This is a genomic window from Methylocystis sp. L43 (assembly GCF_015709525.1).
Classification (GTDB): domain Bacteria; phylum Pseudomonadota; class Alphaproteobacteria; order Rhizobiales; family Beijerinckiaceae; genus Methylocystis.
This window is the reverse complement of the sequence record NZ_JADNRA010000029.1, coordinates 131,752-145,473: the sequence shown is the minus strand read 5'-3', so window position 1 is coordinate 145,473 and position 13,722 is coordinate 131,752. Positions and strand designations below refer to the sequence as shown.

Below are 13,722 nucleotides of genomic sequence, written 5' to 3'. Positions count from 1 at the left end.
CGAAGGATCAGCCGTTCCTGATGCCGGTCGAGGACGTGTTCTCGATTTCGGGCCGCGGCACGGTGGTGACGGGGCGCATCGAGCGCGGCGTGATCAAGGTGGGCGAGGAAGTCGAGATCGTCGGCATCCGTCCGACGACGAAGTCGACGGTGACGGGCGTCGAGATGTTCCGCAAGCTGCTCGACCAGGGCGAGGCGGGCGACAATGTCGGCTGCCTGCTGCGCGGCACGAAGCGCGAGGACGTCGAGCGCGGCCAGGTGCTGTGCAAGCCGGGCTCGGTGAAGCCGCACACGAAGTTCAAGGCTGAGGCGTATATCCTCACCAAGGAAGAGGGCGGCCGTCATACGCCGTTCTTCACCAACTATCGCCCGCAATTCTACTTCCGCACGACGGACGTGACCGGCATCGTCACGCTGCCCGAGGGCGTGGAGATGGTGATGCCGGGCGACAATGTGACGATGGAAGTCGCGCTGATCGTGCCGATCGCCATGGAGGAGAAGCTGCGCTTCGCCATCCGCGAAGGCGGCCGAACGGTCGGCGCCGGCGTCGTCGCCAGCATCATCGAGTAAAGCGAATCCCGGGCCGCGGGCCAAGCGCTCGCTCTTGTGAAATAAGTCGCGCGCAACGGCGCGCGGCGCATGAAGGCGAGCAGAACTGCTCGCGGTCCTAAAGGACGGAAAAATGAACGGTCAAAATATCCGGATTCGCCTTAAGGCGTTCGATCACCGGATTCTCGACACGTCGACGAAGGAGATCGTCTCGACGGCCAAGCGCACGGGCGCTCAGGTCCGCGGTCCGATTCCGCTTCCGACGCGCATCGAAAAATTCACGGTGAACCGTTCGCCGCATATCGACAAGAAGTCGCGCGAACAGTTCGAGATCAGAACGCATAAACGCGTTCTCGACATCGTCGATCCCACCCCGCAAACGGTGGACGCGCTCATGAAGCTCGATCTCGCCGCCGGCGTGGATGTCGAGATCAAGCTCTAAACGGATTCAGGCGGCGCTCGCTAAAGGATGCGAGCGCGCTTTGCGAAGGATTGGATCATGCGGTCGGGCGTCATCGCGCAAAAGGTCGGAATGACCCGCATCTTCACGGAGGCGGGCGAGCATGTGCCGGTCACGGTCCTGAAGCTCGACGGCTGCCAGGTCGTCGCGCAGCGGACTCAAGAGAAGAACGGCTACACCGCCGTTCAACTCGGCATCGGCCGCGCCAAGGTCAAGAATGTCTCGAAGGCCGAACGCACGCGGTTCGCCGCGGCCTCGGTGGAGCCGAAGATGAAGCTCGCCGAGTTTCGGGTGAAAGAGGAAGAGTTGCTGCCGATCGGCGCCGAGATCACGGCGGATCATTTCGTCGTCGGCCAGTTCGTCGACGTGACCGGAACCTCCACCGGCAAGGGCTTCGCCGGCCCGATGAAGCGCTGGGGCTTCGGCGGTCTGCGCGCGACCCACGGCGTCTCCGTTTCGCACCGTTCGCACGGTTCGACCGGTGGCCGTCAGGACCCGGGCAAGACCTTCAAGAACAAGAAAATGGCCGGCCATATGGGCGTCGACCGCGTCACCACGCAAAATCTGCGGGTGGTGCAGACCGACCCCGCGCGGGGACTGCTGCTGGTCGAAGGCGCGGTGCCGGGCACGGCCGGCGGTTGGATTTTCGTGCGCGACGCGGTGAAGCGCGCGTTGCCGAAGGATGCGCCGCAGCCGGGCAAATTCCGCCTCGGCAACGGACAGGGTGAAGCCGCGAATTTAGACGCCGCTCCGCAAGAAGCGCAGAAGGAGGACTGAGCCGTGAAGATCGACGTCACGTCGTTCGACGGCCAGGCGGCCGGTTCGATCGAACTTTCCGATGAGGTCTTCGGCCTTGAGCCGCGCAAGGACCTGATCTTCCGCATGATCCGCTGGCAGCTCGCCAAGCGGCGCGCCGGCACCCATGCGGTGAAGAACCGCGCCGAGATCGCGCGCTCGGGCAAGAAGCTGCACAAGCAGAAGGGCACCGGCGGCGCCCGTCACGGCTCGGCGCGCGCGCCGCAGTTCCGCGGCGGCGGACGCGCCTTCGGCCCGGTGGTGCGCAGCCATGCGCATGACCTGACCAAGAAGGTGCGCCAGCTCGCGCTGAAACATGCTCTGTCCGCGAAAGCCAAGGACGGCGGCATCATCGTTTGGGAGACGGCGGAGCTCGCCGAGCCCAAGACGAAGCTGCTCGTATCGAGTTTCGCCAAGACCGGCCTCGAGAACGCGATCATCATCGTTGGCGGCGCGCCGCAGAACAATTTCGTGCTCGCCGCACGCAATATCCCGAAGATCGACATCCTGCCCGTCGAAGGCGTCAATGTTTACGACATCCTCCGCCGCGAGAAGCTGGTGTTGACCCGCGCCGCAGTGGACGCGCTGGAGGCGCGACTGAAATGAGCAAGGACGTTCGCCATTACGACGTGATCGTCGCCCCGGTCATCACCGAGAAGGCGACGCTCGCCTCGGAGAGCAACAAGGTGGTCTTCAAGGTCGCGAAGACCGCGACGAAGCCGCAGATCAAGGCGGCGGTCGAAGGTCTCTTCGACGTCAAGGTCGAAGCGGTCAATACGCTGGTGCGCAAGGGCAAGGTCAAGACCTTCCGCGGTCAGCGCGGCCAGCAGAGCGACGTCAAGAAAGCGGTCGTGACTCTCGCCGAGGGCCACAAGATCGACGTGACGACCGGACTGTAAGGAAGGCGTGGGGATAGAACGATGGCGCTGAAGACATTCAAGCCGGTCACGCCGAGCCTTCGCCAGCTCGTCATTGTCGACCGCAGAGAGCTCTACAAGGGCAAGCCGGTCAAGACTCTGACCGAGGGCAAGAGCTCAAAGGGCGGGCGCAACAACACCGGCCGGATCACCGTGCGCTTTCGCGGCGGCGGCCATAAGCAGGCCTATCGCGTCGTCGATTTCAAGCGGCGCAAGCTCGACGTTTCGGGCAAGGTCGAGCGGCTCGAATATGATCCGAACCGGACGGCGTTCATCGCGCTTATTCGCTACACGGACAATGAGCTTGCCTACATTCTCGCGCCGCAGCGGCTCTCCGTCGGCGACGAAGTGATCGCCGGCAATCAGGTCGACGTGAAGCCCGGCAACGCCATGCCGATCGCCAACATCCCCGTCGGCGCCATCGTGCACAATGTCGAGATGAAGATCGGCAAGGGCGGCGCCATCGCCCGGTCGGCCGGCACCTATGCGCAGATCGTCGGCCGCGACCAGGGCTATGTGATCATCAGACTGAATTCTGGCGAGCAGCGCCTCGTGCACGGCCAGTGCTTCGCGACGCTCGGCGCCGTGTCCAATCCCGATCATATGAACACCTCGATCGGCAAGGCCGGCCGTACACGCTGGCTTGGCCGCCGTCCGCACAATCGCGGCGTCACGATGAATCCGATCGACCATCCGCATGGCGGCGGCGAAGGCCGCACCTCCGGCGGTCGTCATCCGGTCACGCCCTGGGGCAAGCCGACCAAGGGCAAGAAGACCCGCACCAATAAATCCACCGACCGGTTCATTGTGTCCTCGCGACACAATCGCAAGAAGAAGGGCTAACCTATGGCGCGCTCGATTTGGAAGGGCCCGTTCGTCGACGGCTATCTTCTTAAGAAGGCCGAAACCTCGCGCGGCTCCGGCCGCTCCGAGGTGATCAAGATCTGGAGCCGCCGCTCCACGATCATCCCGCAGTTCGTGGGACTGACCTTCGGCGTGCACAACGGCCAGAAGCATATCCCCGTGTCCGTGTCGGAAGACATGATTGGGCACAAATTCGGCGAATTCGCTCCGACCCGCACCTTCCACGGCCATGCGGCCGACAAGAAGGCCAAGAGGGGCTAAGAAAGGCTAAGAGAGGCTCACGATGTCGAAGGAAGCCAATCCGCGCCGGCTTGCGGACAATGAAGCGAAGGCCGTCGCGCGCATGCTGCGCGTCTCGCCGCAGAAGCTCAATCTGCTCGCGCAGTTGATCCGCGGCAAGAAGGTGGATCGCGCGCTCGCCGATCTGGAGTTCTCCAGAAAGCGGATCGCGCATGAGGTGAAGAAGGCGCTTGAAAGCGCCATCGCCAACGCCGAGAACAATCACGGTCTCGACGTCGACGATCTCGTCGTCGCCCAGGCCTTTGTCGGCAAGGCGCTGGTGATGAAGCGTTTCCACGCCCGCGCCCGCGGCCGTGCGAGCCGCGTCGAGAAGCCCTTCGCCAATCTGACGATCATCGTGCGCGAAGTCGAAGCGCAGGCCAACGCCTAAAGGATTTAAAACCATGGGTCAGAAGGTTAATCCGATCGGGCTGCGACTGGGCGTCAACCGCACCTGGGATTCGCGCTGGTTCGCCAATAAGGGCGAATACGCCAAGCTCCTCCACGAGGACATGGCGATCCGCGAAACCGTGTCGAAAACGCTGAAGCAGGCGGCGGTGTCGAAGATCGTCATCGAGCGCCCGCACAAGAAGTGCCGCGTGACGATCTATTCGGCGCGTCCCGGCGTCGTCATCGGCAAGAAGGGCGCGGACATCGACAAGATCCGCAAGCTTGTGGGCAAGCTGACCGGAAGCGAAGTCGTCATCAACATCGTCGAAGTGCGCAAGCCCGAAACCGAAGCGGCGCTCGTCGCCGAGTCAATCGCGCAGCAGCTGGAGCGCCGCGTCGCTTTCCGCCGCGCGATGAAGCGCGCCGTGCAATCGGCTATTCGGCTGGGCGCGCAGGGCATTCGCATCAATTGCTCGGGCCGTCTCGGCGGCGCCGAGATCGCCCGTCTCGAATGGTATCGCGAAGGACGCGTGCCGCTGCACACGCTGCGCGCCGACGTCGATTACGGCACCGCCACCGCGCATACCGCCTATGGCGCTTGCGGCATCAAGGTCTGGATCTTCAAGGGCGAAATCCTTGAGCATGATCCGATGGCGCAGGACAAGAAGGCGGCCGAACAGGCGTCCGGCGGCGATCATGGCGATCGCGACCGCGGCGGCGAACGCCGCCGTCGCGAGCACCGCGAACCGCGCGACGCGGCGTAACGAACAAGATTAAAGAGCGCAATCATGCTGCAACCCAAACGCACCAAGTTCCGCAAGGCCTTCAAGGGCCGCATCCGTGGCGCCTCCAAGGCGGGCTTTTCGCTGAACTTCGGTCAGTTCGGCCTTAAGGCGCTGGAGCCGGAGCGCATCACCGCGCGCCAGATCGAGGCCGCGCGCCGCGCCATGACGCGCCATATGAAGCGCGCCGGCCGCGTCTGGATTCGCATCTTCCCCGACGTGCCGGTCTCCAAGAAGCCGACCGAAGTGCGTATGGGCAAGGGCAAGGGCGCGCCGGAATTCTGGGCCGTGCGCGTTGCGCCCGGCCGCATCATGTTCGAGATCGACGGCGTGCCGGCGCCTATCGCGCGGGAGGCCTTGACGCTTGCCGCCGCGAAGCTGCCGATTAAGACGCGCTTCATCGAACGCATCGCCGAATAAGGGGAACGTGATGAAATCCAAACAGCGCCTCTCCGACATCAAGGCGATGACCGAAGATCAGCTCAATGACGAAGTGCTGAAGCTCAAGAAAGAGCAGTTCAATCTGCGCTTCCAGCGGGCGACCGGCCAGCTCGAGAACACCTCACGCGTGCGCGTCGTTCGTCGCGACATTGCCCGCACGAAAACCATCGCCGCGCATAAGCGCGCCGAAAAGCAGGGTTAAAGCGCCATGCCGAAGCGAATTCTCCAGGGCGTCGTCGTCAGCGACAAGCAGAACAAGACCGTGGTGGTGAAGGTCGAACGTCGCTTCACCCACCCGCTGTTCCAGAAGACGGTGCGCCGCACGAAGAACTATCACGCCCATGACGAGAACGGCGCGTTCAAGGTGGGCGATTCGGTGACGATCGAAGAGACCGCGCCGATCTCGAAATTGAAGCGCTGGCGGGTCGTCGACGTGACGGCCGAGGCGTAGTCGTTAGAACGAACTGTCCGGACGAAGTCGGCGAGTCAAAGCGGGCTTGCCGAAACCAGACCGGAACGAAAGGCGGGTAAGCCATGATTCAGATGCAAACCAATCTCGACGTCGCCGACAACTCCGGCGCGCGCCGCGTGATGTGCATCAAGGTGCTGGGCGGCTCCAAGCGCAAATACGCCGGCGTCGGCGACATTATTGTCGTGTCGATCAAGGAGGCGATTCCGCGCGGCCGCGTGAAGAAGGGCGATGTGCTGAAGGCCGTCGTCGTTCGCACCGCGAAGGACATCAAGCGTTCCGACGGCTCCGTGATCCGTTTCGATTCGAACGCCGCGGTGCTGATCAACAATCAGAAAGAGCCGATCGGCACCCGCATATTCGGGCCGGTGCCGCGCGAGCTGCGCGCCAAGAACCACATGAAGATCATCTCGCTCGCCCCGGAGGTTTTGTAATGGCCGCCAAGATCAAGAAGGGCGACAAAGTCGTCGTTCTCGCCGGCCGCGACAAGGGCCGCAGCGGCGAGGTGCTGCGCGTGATTCCCGACGAGGGCCGCGCCGTCGTCGACGGCGTCAACATCGTCAAGCGCCATCAGCGTCAGACCAAGGATCGCGAAGCCGGCATCATCAACAAGGCCGCGCCGATCAATTTGTCGAATCTGGCGGTCGCCGATCCTAAGGACGGTAAGGCGACTCGCGTTGGATTCAAGATTCTCGACGACGGCCGCAAGGTCCGCGTCGCCAAGCGTTCCGGAGAATTGATCGATGGCTGAGGAAAAGAAGCCCAAGGCCGAAAAGCCCGCCAAGGCTCAAAAGCCCGCCGCCGAGGGCGCGGAGGCGAAGGAGCCCAAGAAGGCCGCCGCGAAATCGGCTGAAAAGCCTGCGGCTAAGGAAAAGCCGGCGACATCCGGCGACGACGCGGCAGCGGACGGCGCCTATGTGCCGCGCATGCGCAAGCATTACGAAGAGGTCGTGCGCGAAGCGTTGCAGAAGCAGTTCGGCTATAAGAACGCCCTCGAAGTGCCGACGATCGAGAAGATCGTGCTCAACATGGGCGTCGGCGAATCGGTCAACGACAGCAAGAAGGCCACGTCGGCGGCGGCCGACCTTGGTCTGATCGCCGGCCAGCGCCCGGTCGTCACCCGCGCGCGCAAGGCGATCTCGACCTTCAAGTTGCGCGAGAACATGCCGATCGGCGCGAAGGTGACGCTGCGCAAGACGCGGATGTATGAGTTTCTGGATCGTCTGATCACCGTGGCGCTGCCGCGCGTGCGCGATTTCCGCGGATTGAATCCGAAGTCGTTCGACGGACGCGGGAATTATGCGCTCGGCATCAAGGAGCACATCGTGTTCCCCGAAATCGACTACGACAAGGCCGAGTCGATCCTGGGCATGGACGTGATCGTCTGCACGACGGCCAAGACCGACGAAGAGGCGCGCGCCTTGCTGAAGGCGTTCAATTTCCCGTTCCGGCAGTGAGGGCGTAACGGCTCCTCAAACGCGGATACTGAAAGGCGAAACTGGTAATGGCGAAGAAAAGCGCGATTGAGAACAACAAGCGGAAGCGAAGGCTCGTGAAGTCCTACGCTGGGCGGCGCGCGCGGCTGAAGGCGGTCGCGAATGACAAGACGCTGAGCGTCGAAGAGCAGTTCGAGGCGCGTCTCAAGCTTGCTGAGCTCCCGCGCAATTCCGCGCCCGTTCGCGTGCGTAACCGCTGCGAAGTGTCGGGCCGTCCGCGCGGGTTTTATCGCAAGCTGAAAATGTCGCGCATTGCGCTACGCGAATTGGGGTCCCGTGGCCTGGTGCCCGGCCTCGTGAAGTCAAGCTGGTAAGGAGACGCAGATGGCGATCAACGATCCATTGGGCGATCTCCTCACCCGCATCCGCAACGCCCAGATGCGCCGCAAGGACAAGGTGTCCTCTCCGGGCTCGAAGCTGCGCGCGCATGTGCTCGACGTGCTGAAGGAAGAGGGCTATATCCGCGGCTATAGCAGCACCGACTTCGGCAATGGCCGGACCGAGTTCGAGATCGAACTGAAATATTTCGACGGCGAACCGGTCATTAAGCAGATCGAACGCGTGTCGCGTCCGGGCCGCCGGGTCTATGCGGCGGTTGACGCAGTGCCGCGCGTGGCGAATGGCCTCGGCGTCACCATCGTGTCGACTCCGAAGGGCGTCATGGCCGATCACGCGGCGCGTGAGAATAATGTCGGGGGCGAGGTGCTGTGCAAGGTCTTCTAGACCTTGCGCCTCATCAAACAGGATTTGCAACCATGTCTCGTATCGGCAAGAAGCCTGTCGTCATTCCCGCCGGCGTCACCGCCAAGGTGGACGGTCAGCTCGTGCAGGTGAAGGGCGCGAAGGGTCAGCTGGAGTTTCTGGCGCCCGACGACGTCTCCGTCGTCCAGCAGGACAACGCCATCTCGGTCGACCCGCGCAATGAAACCAAGCGCGCCCGCGCGCTGTGGGGCACGGCGCGCGCTCAGATCAACAATATCGTCGTCGGCGTGACCACCGGCTTTGAGAAGAAGCTTGAGATCACCGGCGTCGGCTATCGCGCCGCGGTGCAGGGAAAGACGCTGCAGCTCGCGCTCGGCTATTCGCATGACGTTAGCTATCCGATTCCGGCCGGCATCGCGATCGTGACGCCGAAGCCGACGGAAATCAGCGTCAGCGGCATGGACCGGCGCCAGGTCGGTCAAGTCGCCGCCGAGATCCGCGCCCTGCGCCCGCCCGAACCCTACAAGGGCAAGGGCGTTAAATACGCCAATGAATTCATCTTCCGCAAGGAAGGCAAGAAGAAGTAAGGACCCGCCATGGCCAGGGATGTCAAAGTCGAACAGCGTCGAAAGGCGCGGGTGCGCCGGGCGATCCGTGAACGCGCCAAGGGGCGGTTGCGCCTTTCGGTGTTTCGCTCGTCCAAGCAGATCTATGCGCAGATCATCGACGACGAGAAGGGCGCGACGGTCGCCGCCGCCTCTTCGCTCGAGAAGGCGAACCGCGAGGGTCTGAAGACCGGCGCGGACGTCGAGGCGGCGAAGGTCGTTGGCAAGCTCCTCGCGGAGCGGGCCGTCGCCAAGGGCGTCAAGGAGGTCGTTTTCGACCGTGGCGCTTACATGTATCACGGGCGCGTCAAGGCGCTGGCCGACGGCGCCCGCGAGGGCGGTCTGGAGTTTTAACTGGGGGCGCGCGCCGTTGAGGGCGTGCGCTTCTCGCGCGGAATGCGTGCCGGCGCTGATGCGCCGGGCGTCGATCCGATGGGTCGGCAGTGAAGGAAGCGAGCGGCGCATCACGCCGCGTAAGTGACGGAAGAGACAATGGCGCGTGAAGGAGAAGGCGGTCGCGGCCGCGATCGGGATCGTGACGATCGCGACGGCGAATTTGTGGATCGTCTGGTCCACATCAATCGCGTCGCGAAGGTGGTGAAGGGCGGCCGGCGTTTCGGCTTCGCCGCGCTCGTCGTCGTCGGCGACCAGAAGGGCCGCGTCGGCTATGGACACGGCAAGGCGCGTGAAGTGCCTGAGGCGATCCGCAAGGCGACGGAAGCGGCCAAGCGCGCGTTGATCCGCGTGCCGCTGCGCGAAGGCCGCACGCTGCATCATGACGTGCATGGCCGCCATGGCGCGGGCCGCGTCATCCTGCGCGCGGCGCCGGCCGGCACCGGAATCATCGCCGGCGGTCCCATGCGCGCGATTTTCGAAACGCTGGGCATGCACGACGTCGTGGCGAAGAGCCAGGGGTCGTCGAATCCCTACAACATGATCCGCGCGACCTTCGATGCGCTCGGCCGCGAAGACTCGCCGCGCTCCGTCGCGGCGCGCCGCTCGCTTAAAGTTTCGGTGCTGCAGTCGCGCCGTCAAGGCGTCGACGCCGACGCCGTCGACGCGTAAGGAGACGACCCATGACGAAGAGCACGCAGCAGATCGTCGTCGAACAGATCGGCAGCCCGATCGGCCGTCCCGAACGGCAGCGCCGTACGCTTCTTGGCCTCGGCCTGACGCGCATCGGCCGCCGCCGCGCGCTGGAAGACACGCCGGCCGTGCGCGGGATGATCGCTAAGGTGGCGCATCTCGTGAAAATCGTCGACGCCAAAACCGTCGACGGGAAGTGAGGACGCGGCCATGAAACTCAATGAAATCACCGACAATCCCGGCGCGAGCAAGAACCGCATGCGCGTCGGCCGCGGCATCGGCTCCGGCAAGGGCAAGACCGGCGGTCGCGGCGTCAAGGGCCAGAAGGCGCGCACCGGCGTGGCGATCAAGGGCTTCGAGGGCGGTCAGATGCCGTTGCATCGGCGCCTGCCGAAGCGCGGATTCTACAATCCGTTCTCGACCCACTACAACGAAGTCAATCTCGGGCGCATTCAGCAGGCGCTCGACGCCGGCAAGCTCGACGCCAACGCGCCGGTGACGATCGAGGCGCTGCTCGCGGCCGGCGTGGTCACCAGGCCGCGCGACGGCGTCAAGATCCTCGGCCAGGGCGAGTTGAAGACAAAGCTCGCCTTCGAGGTCTCGGCGGCCTCCAAATCGGCGGTCGCGGCCATCGAGGGCGCAGGCGGCACCGTGAAACTTCTCGCCGGCGAGACGCCAGCGCAATAACTCAAAAAAGTGCGGCCGCTCTCGCTTGAGCGGCTGCGCTGTTTTATACAAAACGCTCCGAACGGAGCGGGCGAGCCTCGACTGCTAAACTGCGAGCGCTTAGCCCAACAAAAATGCGTCGCGTCGACAGCGGCGCGAAAGGGGAGTTCCTTCATGGCATCGGCAGCCGAGCAGCTCGCGGCCAACGTCAATCTCTCCGCCTTCGGCAAATCCGAGGAATTGAAAAAGCGCATCCTGTTCACGCTGGGCGCGCTGATCGTCTATCGCCTCGGCACCTACGTGCCGCTGCCGGGCATCGACCCCGAGGCTTTCGCGAAAAGCTTTTTCGGCCAGTCGAAGGGCATGCTGGAGCTCTTCAACATGTTCGCGGGCGGCGCCGTGCAGCGCCGCGCGATCTTCGCGCTCAACATCATGCCGTATATTTCGGCGTCGATTATCATCCAGCTGCTGACGTCGGTGATTCCGACGCTCGAGACGCTGAAGAAAGAGGGCGAGCAGGGCCGCAAGGTCCTCAACCAATATACCCGCTACCTCACCGTCGCGCTCGCGACGTTCCAAGCCTACGCGATGGCGATCGGGCTCGAGGGCCAGCAGGGAGTCGTCACCGATCCGGGCCTGTTCTTCCGCATCACCACGGTCGTGACGCTGGTCGGCGGCACGATGTTCCTGATGTGGCTTGGCGAGCAGATCACCTCGCGCGGAATCGGCAACGGATCTTCGCTCATCATCTTTGCGGGCATCGTCGCAGCGTTTCCATCGGCGATCGTGTCGACCCTGGAGCTCGGCCGGCAGGGCGCCATTTCGACGGCGCTGATCATCGGCGTCATCGTGATGTCCTTCGCCGTCGTCGCCTTCATCGTGTTCATGGAGCGGGCGCAGCGACGCCTGCTGATCACCTATCCCAAGCGTCAGCACGGCAACCGGGTCTACGAGGGACAGACGTCCTTCCTGCCGCTGAAGCTGAACACGTCCGGCGTTATCCCGCCGATCTTCGCATCGTCGCTGCTACTCTTGCCGACGACCGTGGCGAACTTCTACCAATCGACCGGCAGCGAGAGCATCTTCGCGACGATCTCAGCCTATTTCGGCCATGGGCGGCCGTTGTATATGCTCGCCTATGTCGGATTGATCGTGTTCTTCGCCTTCTTCTACACCGCGATCGTCTTCAATCCGGTCGAGACGGCGGACAATCTCAAGAAGCACGGCGGTTTCGTGCCGGGCATTCGCCCCGGCGAACGCACAGCGAAATTCATCGACGAAGTGCTGATGCGGATCACCGTGCTCGGCGCAGCCTATCTGGCGGTCATCTGCATCATTCCGGAAGGGCTCATCGCCTACGCCAATCTGCCCTTCTATTTCGGCGGCACGTCGCTGCTCATCGTCGTCAGCGTCACCATGGACACTGTGGCGCAGATCCACGGTCATATGCAGGCGCAGCAATATGAGGGGCTGATTCGCAAGACCAAGCTTCGCGGCGGGAAGCGCGCCCGATGAGGCTGGTGCTGCTCGGTCCGCCGGGGGCCGGCAAGGGAACGCAGGCGGCGCGTCTGGTCGAAAAGCACGGCGTGCCGCAGCTCTCGACGGGAGACATGCTGCGCGCCGCGGTCGCGGCGAAAACCCCGATTGGCCTGAGGGCCAAGGAGATCATGGACGCTGGCGCGCTGGTGCCGGACGAGGTCGTGATCGGCTTGATCGACGAACGGCTCGGCGCGTCTGACTGCGCCAGCGGGTTCATTCTCGACGGCTTTCCGCGAACTGTGGCGCAGGCCGAGGCGCTGCAGGAACTGCTCGAACGCAGGGGTTTAACGCTCGACGCCGTGCTCGAACTCGCGGTGGACGAAGGCGCGCTCGTCGACCGGATGCGCAAACGGGTGGATGAAACCCGCGCCGCGGGCGGGGCGGTGCGCGCAGACGACAATCCGGAAAGCTTCAAGACGCGGCTCGAAGCCTATCGAGCCCAGACGGCCCCGGTGTCGGCGCACTACGCGAAGCGGAGCGAACTGACCAGGATCGACGGCATGGCGCCGATTGAGGATGTCACCGCGGAGATCGATCGCGCCCTGTCGGGCGCCGGCTAGATTTTTCGCGGAATCGCTTGACCCTCAGCCCGTTGGCCCCTAAATAGGCGGTCTTCACGTTGTTGGACAGTCGGCTCCGGCTCCCGGATTGGGGGGCGGGGCCTGTTTTCGTATGAAGACGGTTCACAACCGTCCGCATGGGCCGGGCTCCACCGGACGCGGGCGTCATCCCGGAGCTTAAGGCTCCTTCTCACATGGAGAGACACAGTGGCCCGTATTGCAGGCGTCAATATCCCGACCAACAAGCGCGTCGTCATCGCGCTCCAGTATATCCACGGCATTGGCGCCAAGAAGGCAGAGGAAATCTGCGAGAAGGTGAGCATTCCGGCAGAGCGCCGCGTAGCGCAGCTCACCGACGCGGAAGTTTTGCAAATTCGTGAAACCATCGACCGCGACTACATGGTCGAAGGCGATCTGCGCCGCGAGGTCGCGATCAACATCAAGCGTTTGATGGATCTCGGCTGCTATCGCGGCCTGCGCCATCGCCGCCAGCTCCCCGTACGGGGCCAGCGCACGCACACCAACGCCCGCACCCGCAAGGGCAAGGCCAAGCCGATCGCCGGCAAAAAGAAGTAATCGGCCGTCAGGACGATTATGGATGGCCGGGACACGCCCGGCCATGACACCCGAAATCCCTAGCGCCTGGAACTACGGGCGCGTTTGAAGGACGCAAGAAAAAATGGCTAAGGACACAACGCGCGTTCGCCGCCGCGAGCGCAAGAACATCGTTTCCGGCGTCGCGCATGTGAATTCGACGTTCAACAACACCATGATCACCATCACCGACGCGCAAGGCAACACTGTGTCGTGGTCGTCCGCCGGATCGATGGGATTCAAGGGCTCGCGCAAATCGACGCCCTATGCCGCCCAGATGGCCGCCGAAGACGCCGCCCGCAAGGCCGGCGAGCATGGCGTGCGCACCCTTGAAGTCGAGGTCTCAGGTCCGGGCTCCGGCCGTGAGTCGGCGCTGCGCGCGCTGCAAGCGGCGGGCTTCACCGTCACTTCGATCCGCGATGTGACGCCCATTCCCCACAACGGCTGCCGGCCGCGCAAGCGCCGCCGCGTCTGAGTTCATTGTCTGATTTGATTTCGCGCGGCGCGGCGCATGCCCAGCGCCGCACTC

Annotated in this window: 26 protein-coding genes; all 26 read left to right on the top strand. The window is 63.8% G+C overall.

Annotation, left to right across the window (positions count from 1 at the left end; translation table 11 throughout):
* Positions 1–569 (top strand): EF-Tu/IF-2/RF-3 family GTPase (locus tag IYX23_RS10735; protein WP_246716651.1); only part of this gene is annotated, 569 nt, incomplete at its 5' end.
* A 112-nt stretch (positions 570–681) separates the two neighbouring features.
* Positions 682–990: a 30S ribosomal protein S10 gene (gene rpsJ / locus IYX23_RS10730; RefSeq protein WP_014890764.1), complete on the top strand. Its 309-nt coding sequence runs from the start codon at positions 682–684 to the stop codon at positions 988–990.
* A 57-nt stretch (positions 991–1,047) separates the two neighbouring features.
* Positions 1,048–1,785 (top strand): 50S ribosomal protein L3, encoded by a 738-nt coding sequence (gene rplC / locus IYX23_RS10725; RefSeq protein ID WP_029651573.1) that lies wholly within the window; start codon positions 1,048–1,050, stop codon positions 1,783–1,785.
* Between the two features lie 3 nt (positions 1,786–1,788).
* Positions 1,789–2,409, top strand: coding sequence for a 50S ribosomal protein L4 (rplD, locus tag IYX23_RS10720; protein ID WP_018406020.1), 621 nt, complete (start codon positions 1,789–1,791; stop codon positions 2,407–2,409).
* Positions 2,406–2,702 (top strand): 50S ribosomal protein L23, encoded by a 297-nt coding sequence (locus IYX23_RS10715; protein WP_014890761.1) that lies wholly within the window; start codon positions 2,406–2,408, stop codon positions 2,700–2,702. Before rplD ends, IYX23_RS10715 begins: the two co-directional genes overlap by 4 nt.
* A gap of 21 nt (positions 2,703–2,723) precedes the next feature.
* Positions 2,724–3,563, top strand: coding sequence for a 50S ribosomal protein L2 (gene rplB, locus IYX23_RS10710; RefSeq protein WP_175095544.1), 840 nt, complete (start codon positions 2,724–2,726; stop codon positions 3,561–3,563).
* A gap of 3 nt (positions 3,564–3,566) precedes the next feature.
* Entirely contained in the window at positions 3,567–3,845 is a 279-nt protein-coding gene (gene rpsS / locus IYX23_RS10705) for a 30S ribosomal protein S19 (RefSeq protein ID WP_014890759.1), read from the top strand.
* A gap of 22 nt (positions 3,846–3,867) precedes the next feature.
* Entirely contained in the window at positions 3,868–4,254 is a 387-nt protein-coding gene (gene rplV, locus IYX23_RS10700; RefSeq protein ID WP_018406016.1) for a 50S ribosomal protein L22, read from the top strand.
* A 13-nt stretch (positions 4,255–4,267) separates the two neighbouring features.
* Positions 4,268–5,017 carry a 30S ribosomal protein S3 gene (gene rpsC, locus IYX23_RS10695; protein WP_018406015.1) on the top strand — a complete coding sequence of 250 codons (750 nt, stop codon included), beginning with the start codon at positions 4,268–4,270 and terminating at the stop codon, positions 5,015–5,017.
* Between the two features lie 24 nt (positions 5,018–5,041).
* Positions 5,042–5,455 (top strand): 50S ribosomal protein L16, encoded by a 414-nt coding sequence (rplP, locus tag IYX23_RS10690; RefSeq protein ID WP_014890756.1) that lies wholly within the window; start codon positions 5,042–5,044, stop codon positions 5,453–5,455.
* Positions 5,456–5,465: 10 nt separating this feature from the next.
* The gene (rpmC, locus tag IYX23_RS10685; RefSeq protein WP_018406013.1) at positions 5,466–5,678 is read left to right on the top strand and encodes a 50S ribosomal protein L29; all 213 of its coding nucleotides are present in this window, start codon (positions 5,466–5,468) and stop codon (positions 5,676–5,678) included.
* Positions 5,679–5,684: 6 nt separating this feature from the next.
* Complete coding sequence (rpsQ, locus tag IYX23_RS10680) at positions 5,685–5,927, top strand: 30S ribosomal protein S17 (protein WP_196392638.1); 243 nt, start codon at positions 5,685–5,687, stop codon at positions 5,925–5,927.
* A gap of 83 nt (positions 5,928–6,010) precedes the next feature.
* Complete coding sequence (gene rplN, locus IYX23_RS10675) at positions 6,011–6,379, top strand: 50S ribosomal protein L14 (protein ID WP_014890753.1); 369 nt, start codon at positions 6,011–6,013, stop codon at positions 6,377–6,379.
* Positions 6,379–6,696 carry a 50S ribosomal protein L24 gene (gene rplX / locus IYX23_RS10670; protein WP_018406011.1) on the top strand — a complete coding sequence of 106 codons (318 nt, stop codon included), beginning with the start codon at positions 6,379–6,381 and terminating at the stop codon, positions 6,694–6,696. Before rplN ends, rplX begins: the two co-directional genes overlap by 1 nt.
* Positions 6,689–7,402, top strand: coding sequence for a 50S ribosomal protein L5 (gene rplE, locus IYX23_RS10665; protein WP_246716643.1), 714 nt, complete (start codon positions 6,689–6,691; stop codon positions 7,400–7,402). Before rplX ends, rplE begins: the two co-directional genes overlap by 8 nt.
* A 47-nt stretch (positions 7,403–7,449) precedes the next feature.
* Positions 7,450–7,755: a 30S ribosomal protein S14 gene (gene rpsN / locus IYX23_RS10660; protein WP_014890750.1), complete on the top strand. Its 306-nt coding sequence runs from the start codon at positions 7,450–7,452 to the stop codon at positions 7,753–7,755.
* Positions 7,756–7,765: 10 nt separating this feature from the next.
* Positions 7,766–8,164: a 30S ribosomal protein S8 gene (gene rpsH, locus IYX23_RS10655; RefSeq protein ID WP_014890749.1), complete on the top strand. Its 399-nt coding sequence runs from the start codon at positions 7,766–7,768 to the stop codon at positions 8,162–8,164.
* Positions 8,165–8,196: 32 nt separating this feature from the next.
* A complete protein-coding gene (rplF, locus tag IYX23_RS10650; RefSeq protein ID WP_196392639.1) occupies positions 8,197–8,730 on the top strand; it encodes a 50S ribosomal protein L6 in 534 nt (177 codons plus the stop codon).
* A gap of 9 nt (positions 8,731–8,739) precedes the next feature.
* Complete coding sequence (rplR, locus tag IYX23_RS10645) at positions 8,740–9,102, top strand: 50S ribosomal protein L18 (RefSeq protein ID WP_018406008.1); 363 nt, start codon at positions 8,740–8,742, stop codon at positions 9,100–9,102.
* 138 nt (positions 9,103–9,240) lie between these two features.
* Complete coding sequence (gene rpsE / locus IYX23_RS10640; protein WP_014890746.1) at positions 9,241–9,813, top strand: 30S ribosomal protein S5; 573 nt, start codon at positions 9,241–9,243, stop codon at positions 9,811–9,813.
* Positions 9,814–9,824: 11 nt separating this feature from the next.
* A complete protein-coding gene (rpmD, locus tag IYX23_RS10635; RefSeq protein ID WP_014890745.1) occupies positions 9,825–10,034 on the top strand; it encodes a 50S ribosomal protein L30 in 210 nt (69 codons plus the stop codon).
* A gap of 10 nt (positions 10,035–10,044) precedes the next feature.
* Positions 10,045–10,521, top strand: coding sequence for a 50S ribosomal protein L15 (rplO, locus tag IYX23_RS10630; RefSeq protein WP_196392640.1), 477 nt, complete (start codon positions 10,045–10,047; stop codon positions 10,519–10,521).
* A gap of 153 nt (positions 10,522–10,674) precedes the next feature.
* A complete protein-coding gene (gene secY / locus IYX23_RS10625; RefSeq protein WP_196392641.1) occupies positions 10,675–12,015 on the top strand; it encodes a preprotein translocase subunit SecY in 1,341 nt (446 codons plus the stop codon).
* A complete protein-coding gene (locus IYX23_RS10620; protein ID WP_196392642.1) occupies positions 12,012–12,599 on the top strand; it encodes an adenylate kinase in 588 nt (195 codons plus the stop codon). Before secY ends, IYX23_RS10620 begins: the two co-directional genes overlap by 4 nt.
* 207 nt (positions 12,600–12,806) lie before the next feature.
* Complete coding sequence (rpsM, locus tag IYX23_RS10615) at positions 12,807–13,175, top strand: 30S ribosomal protein S13 (protein ID WP_018406003.1); 369 nt, start codon at positions 12,807–12,809, stop codon at positions 13,173–13,175.
* A 103-nt stretch (positions 13,176–13,278) separates the two neighbouring features.
* Positions 13,279–13,668, top strand: coding sequence for a 30S ribosomal protein S11 (gene rpsK / locus IYX23_RS10610; RefSeq protein ID WP_014890740.1), 390 nt, complete (start codon positions 13,279–13,281; stop codon positions 13,666–13,668).
* Positions 13,669–13,722 lie beyond the last annotated feature (54 nt).

Excerpts from the sequence above, each read along its gene's own strand:
- rpsJ (WP_014890764.1), top strand. The coding sequence starts at position 682 with ATGAACGGTCAAAATATCCGGATTCGCCTTAAGGCGTTCGATCACCGG.
- rplC (WP_029651573.1), top strand. The coding sequence starts at position 1,048 with ATGCGGTCGGGCGTCATCGCGCAAAAGGTCGGAATGACCCGCATCTTC.
- IYX23_RS10715 (WP_014890761.1), top strand. The coding sequence starts at position 2,406 with ATGAGCAAGGACGTTCGCCATTACGACGTGATCGTCGCCCCGGTCATC.
- rplB (WP_175095544.1), top strand. The coding sequence starts at position 2,724 with ATGGCGCTGAAGACATTCAAGCCGGTCACGCCGAGCCTTCGCCAGCTC.
- rpsS (WP_014890759.1), top strand. The coding sequence starts at position 3,567 with ATGGCGCGCTCGATTTGGAAGGGCCCGTTCGTCGACGGCTATCTTCTT.
- rplV (WP_018406016.1), top strand. The coding sequence starts at position 3,868 with ATGTCGAAGGAAGCCAATCCGCGCCGGCTTGCGGACAATGAAGCGAAG.
- rpsC (WP_018406015.1), top strand. The coding sequence starts at position 4,268 with ATGGGTCAGAAGGTTAATCCGATCGGGCTGCGACTGGGCGTCAACCGC.
- rplP (WP_014890756.1), top strand. The coding sequence starts at position 5,042 with ATGCTGCAACCCAAACGCACCAAGTTCCGCAAGGCCTTCAAGGGCCGC.
- rpmC (WP_018406013.1), top strand. The coding sequence starts at position 5,466 with ATGAAATCCAAACAGCGCCTCTCCGACATCAAGGCGATGACCGAAGAT.
- rpsQ (WP_196392638.1), top strand. The coding sequence starts at position 5,685 with ATGCCGAAGCGAATTCTCCAGGGCGTCGTCGTCAGCGACAAGCAGAAC.
- rplN (WP_014890753.1), top strand. The coding sequence starts at position 6,011 with ATGATTCAGATGCAAACCAATCTCGACGTCGCCGACAACTCCGGCGCG.
- rplX (WP_018406011.1), top strand. The coding sequence starts at position 6,379 with ATGGCCGCCAAGATCAAGAAGGGCGACAAAGTCGTCGTTCTCGCCGGC.
- rplE (WP_246716643.1), top strand. The coding sequence starts at position 6,689 with ATGGCTGAGGAAAAGAAGCCCAAGGCCGAAAAGCCCGCCAAGGCTCAA.
- rpsN (WP_014890750.1), top strand. The coding sequence starts at position 7,450 with ATGGCGAAGAAAAGCGCGATTGAGAACAACAAGCGGAAGCGAAGGCTC.
- rpsH (WP_014890749.1), top strand. The coding sequence starts at position 7,766 with ATGGCGATCAACGATCCATTGGGCGATCTCCTCACCCGCATCCGCAAC.
- rplF (WP_196392639.1), top strand. The coding sequence starts at position 8,197 with ATGTCTCGTATCGGCAAGAAGCCTGTCGTCATTCCCGCCGGCGTCACC.
- rplR (WP_018406008.1), top strand. The coding sequence starts at position 8,740 with ATGGCCAGGGATGTCAAAGTCGAACAGCGTCGAAAGGCGCGGGTGCGC.
- rpsE (WP_014890746.1), top strand. The coding sequence starts at position 9,241 with ATGGCGCGTGAAGGAGAAGGCGGTCGCGGCCGCGATCGGGATCGTGAC.
- rpmD (WP_014890745.1), top strand. The coding sequence starts at position 9,825 with ATGACGAAGAGCACGCAGCAGATCGTCGTCGAACAGATCGGCAGCCCG.
- rplO (WP_196392640.1), top strand. The coding sequence starts at position 10,045 with ATGAAACTCAATGAAATCACCGACAATCCCGGCGCGAGCAAGAACCGC.
- secY (WP_196392641.1), top strand. The coding sequence starts at position 10,675 with ATGGCATCGGCAGCCGAGCAGCTCGCGGCCAACGTCAATCTCTCCGCC.
- IYX23_RS10620 (WP_196392642.1), top strand. The coding sequence starts at position 12,012 with ATGAGGCTGGTGCTGCTCGGTCCGCCGGGGGCCGGCAAGGGAACGCAG.
- rpsK (WP_014890740.1), top strand. The coding sequence starts at position 13,279 with ATGGCTAAGGACACAACGCGCGTTCGCCGCCGCGAGCGCAAGAACATC.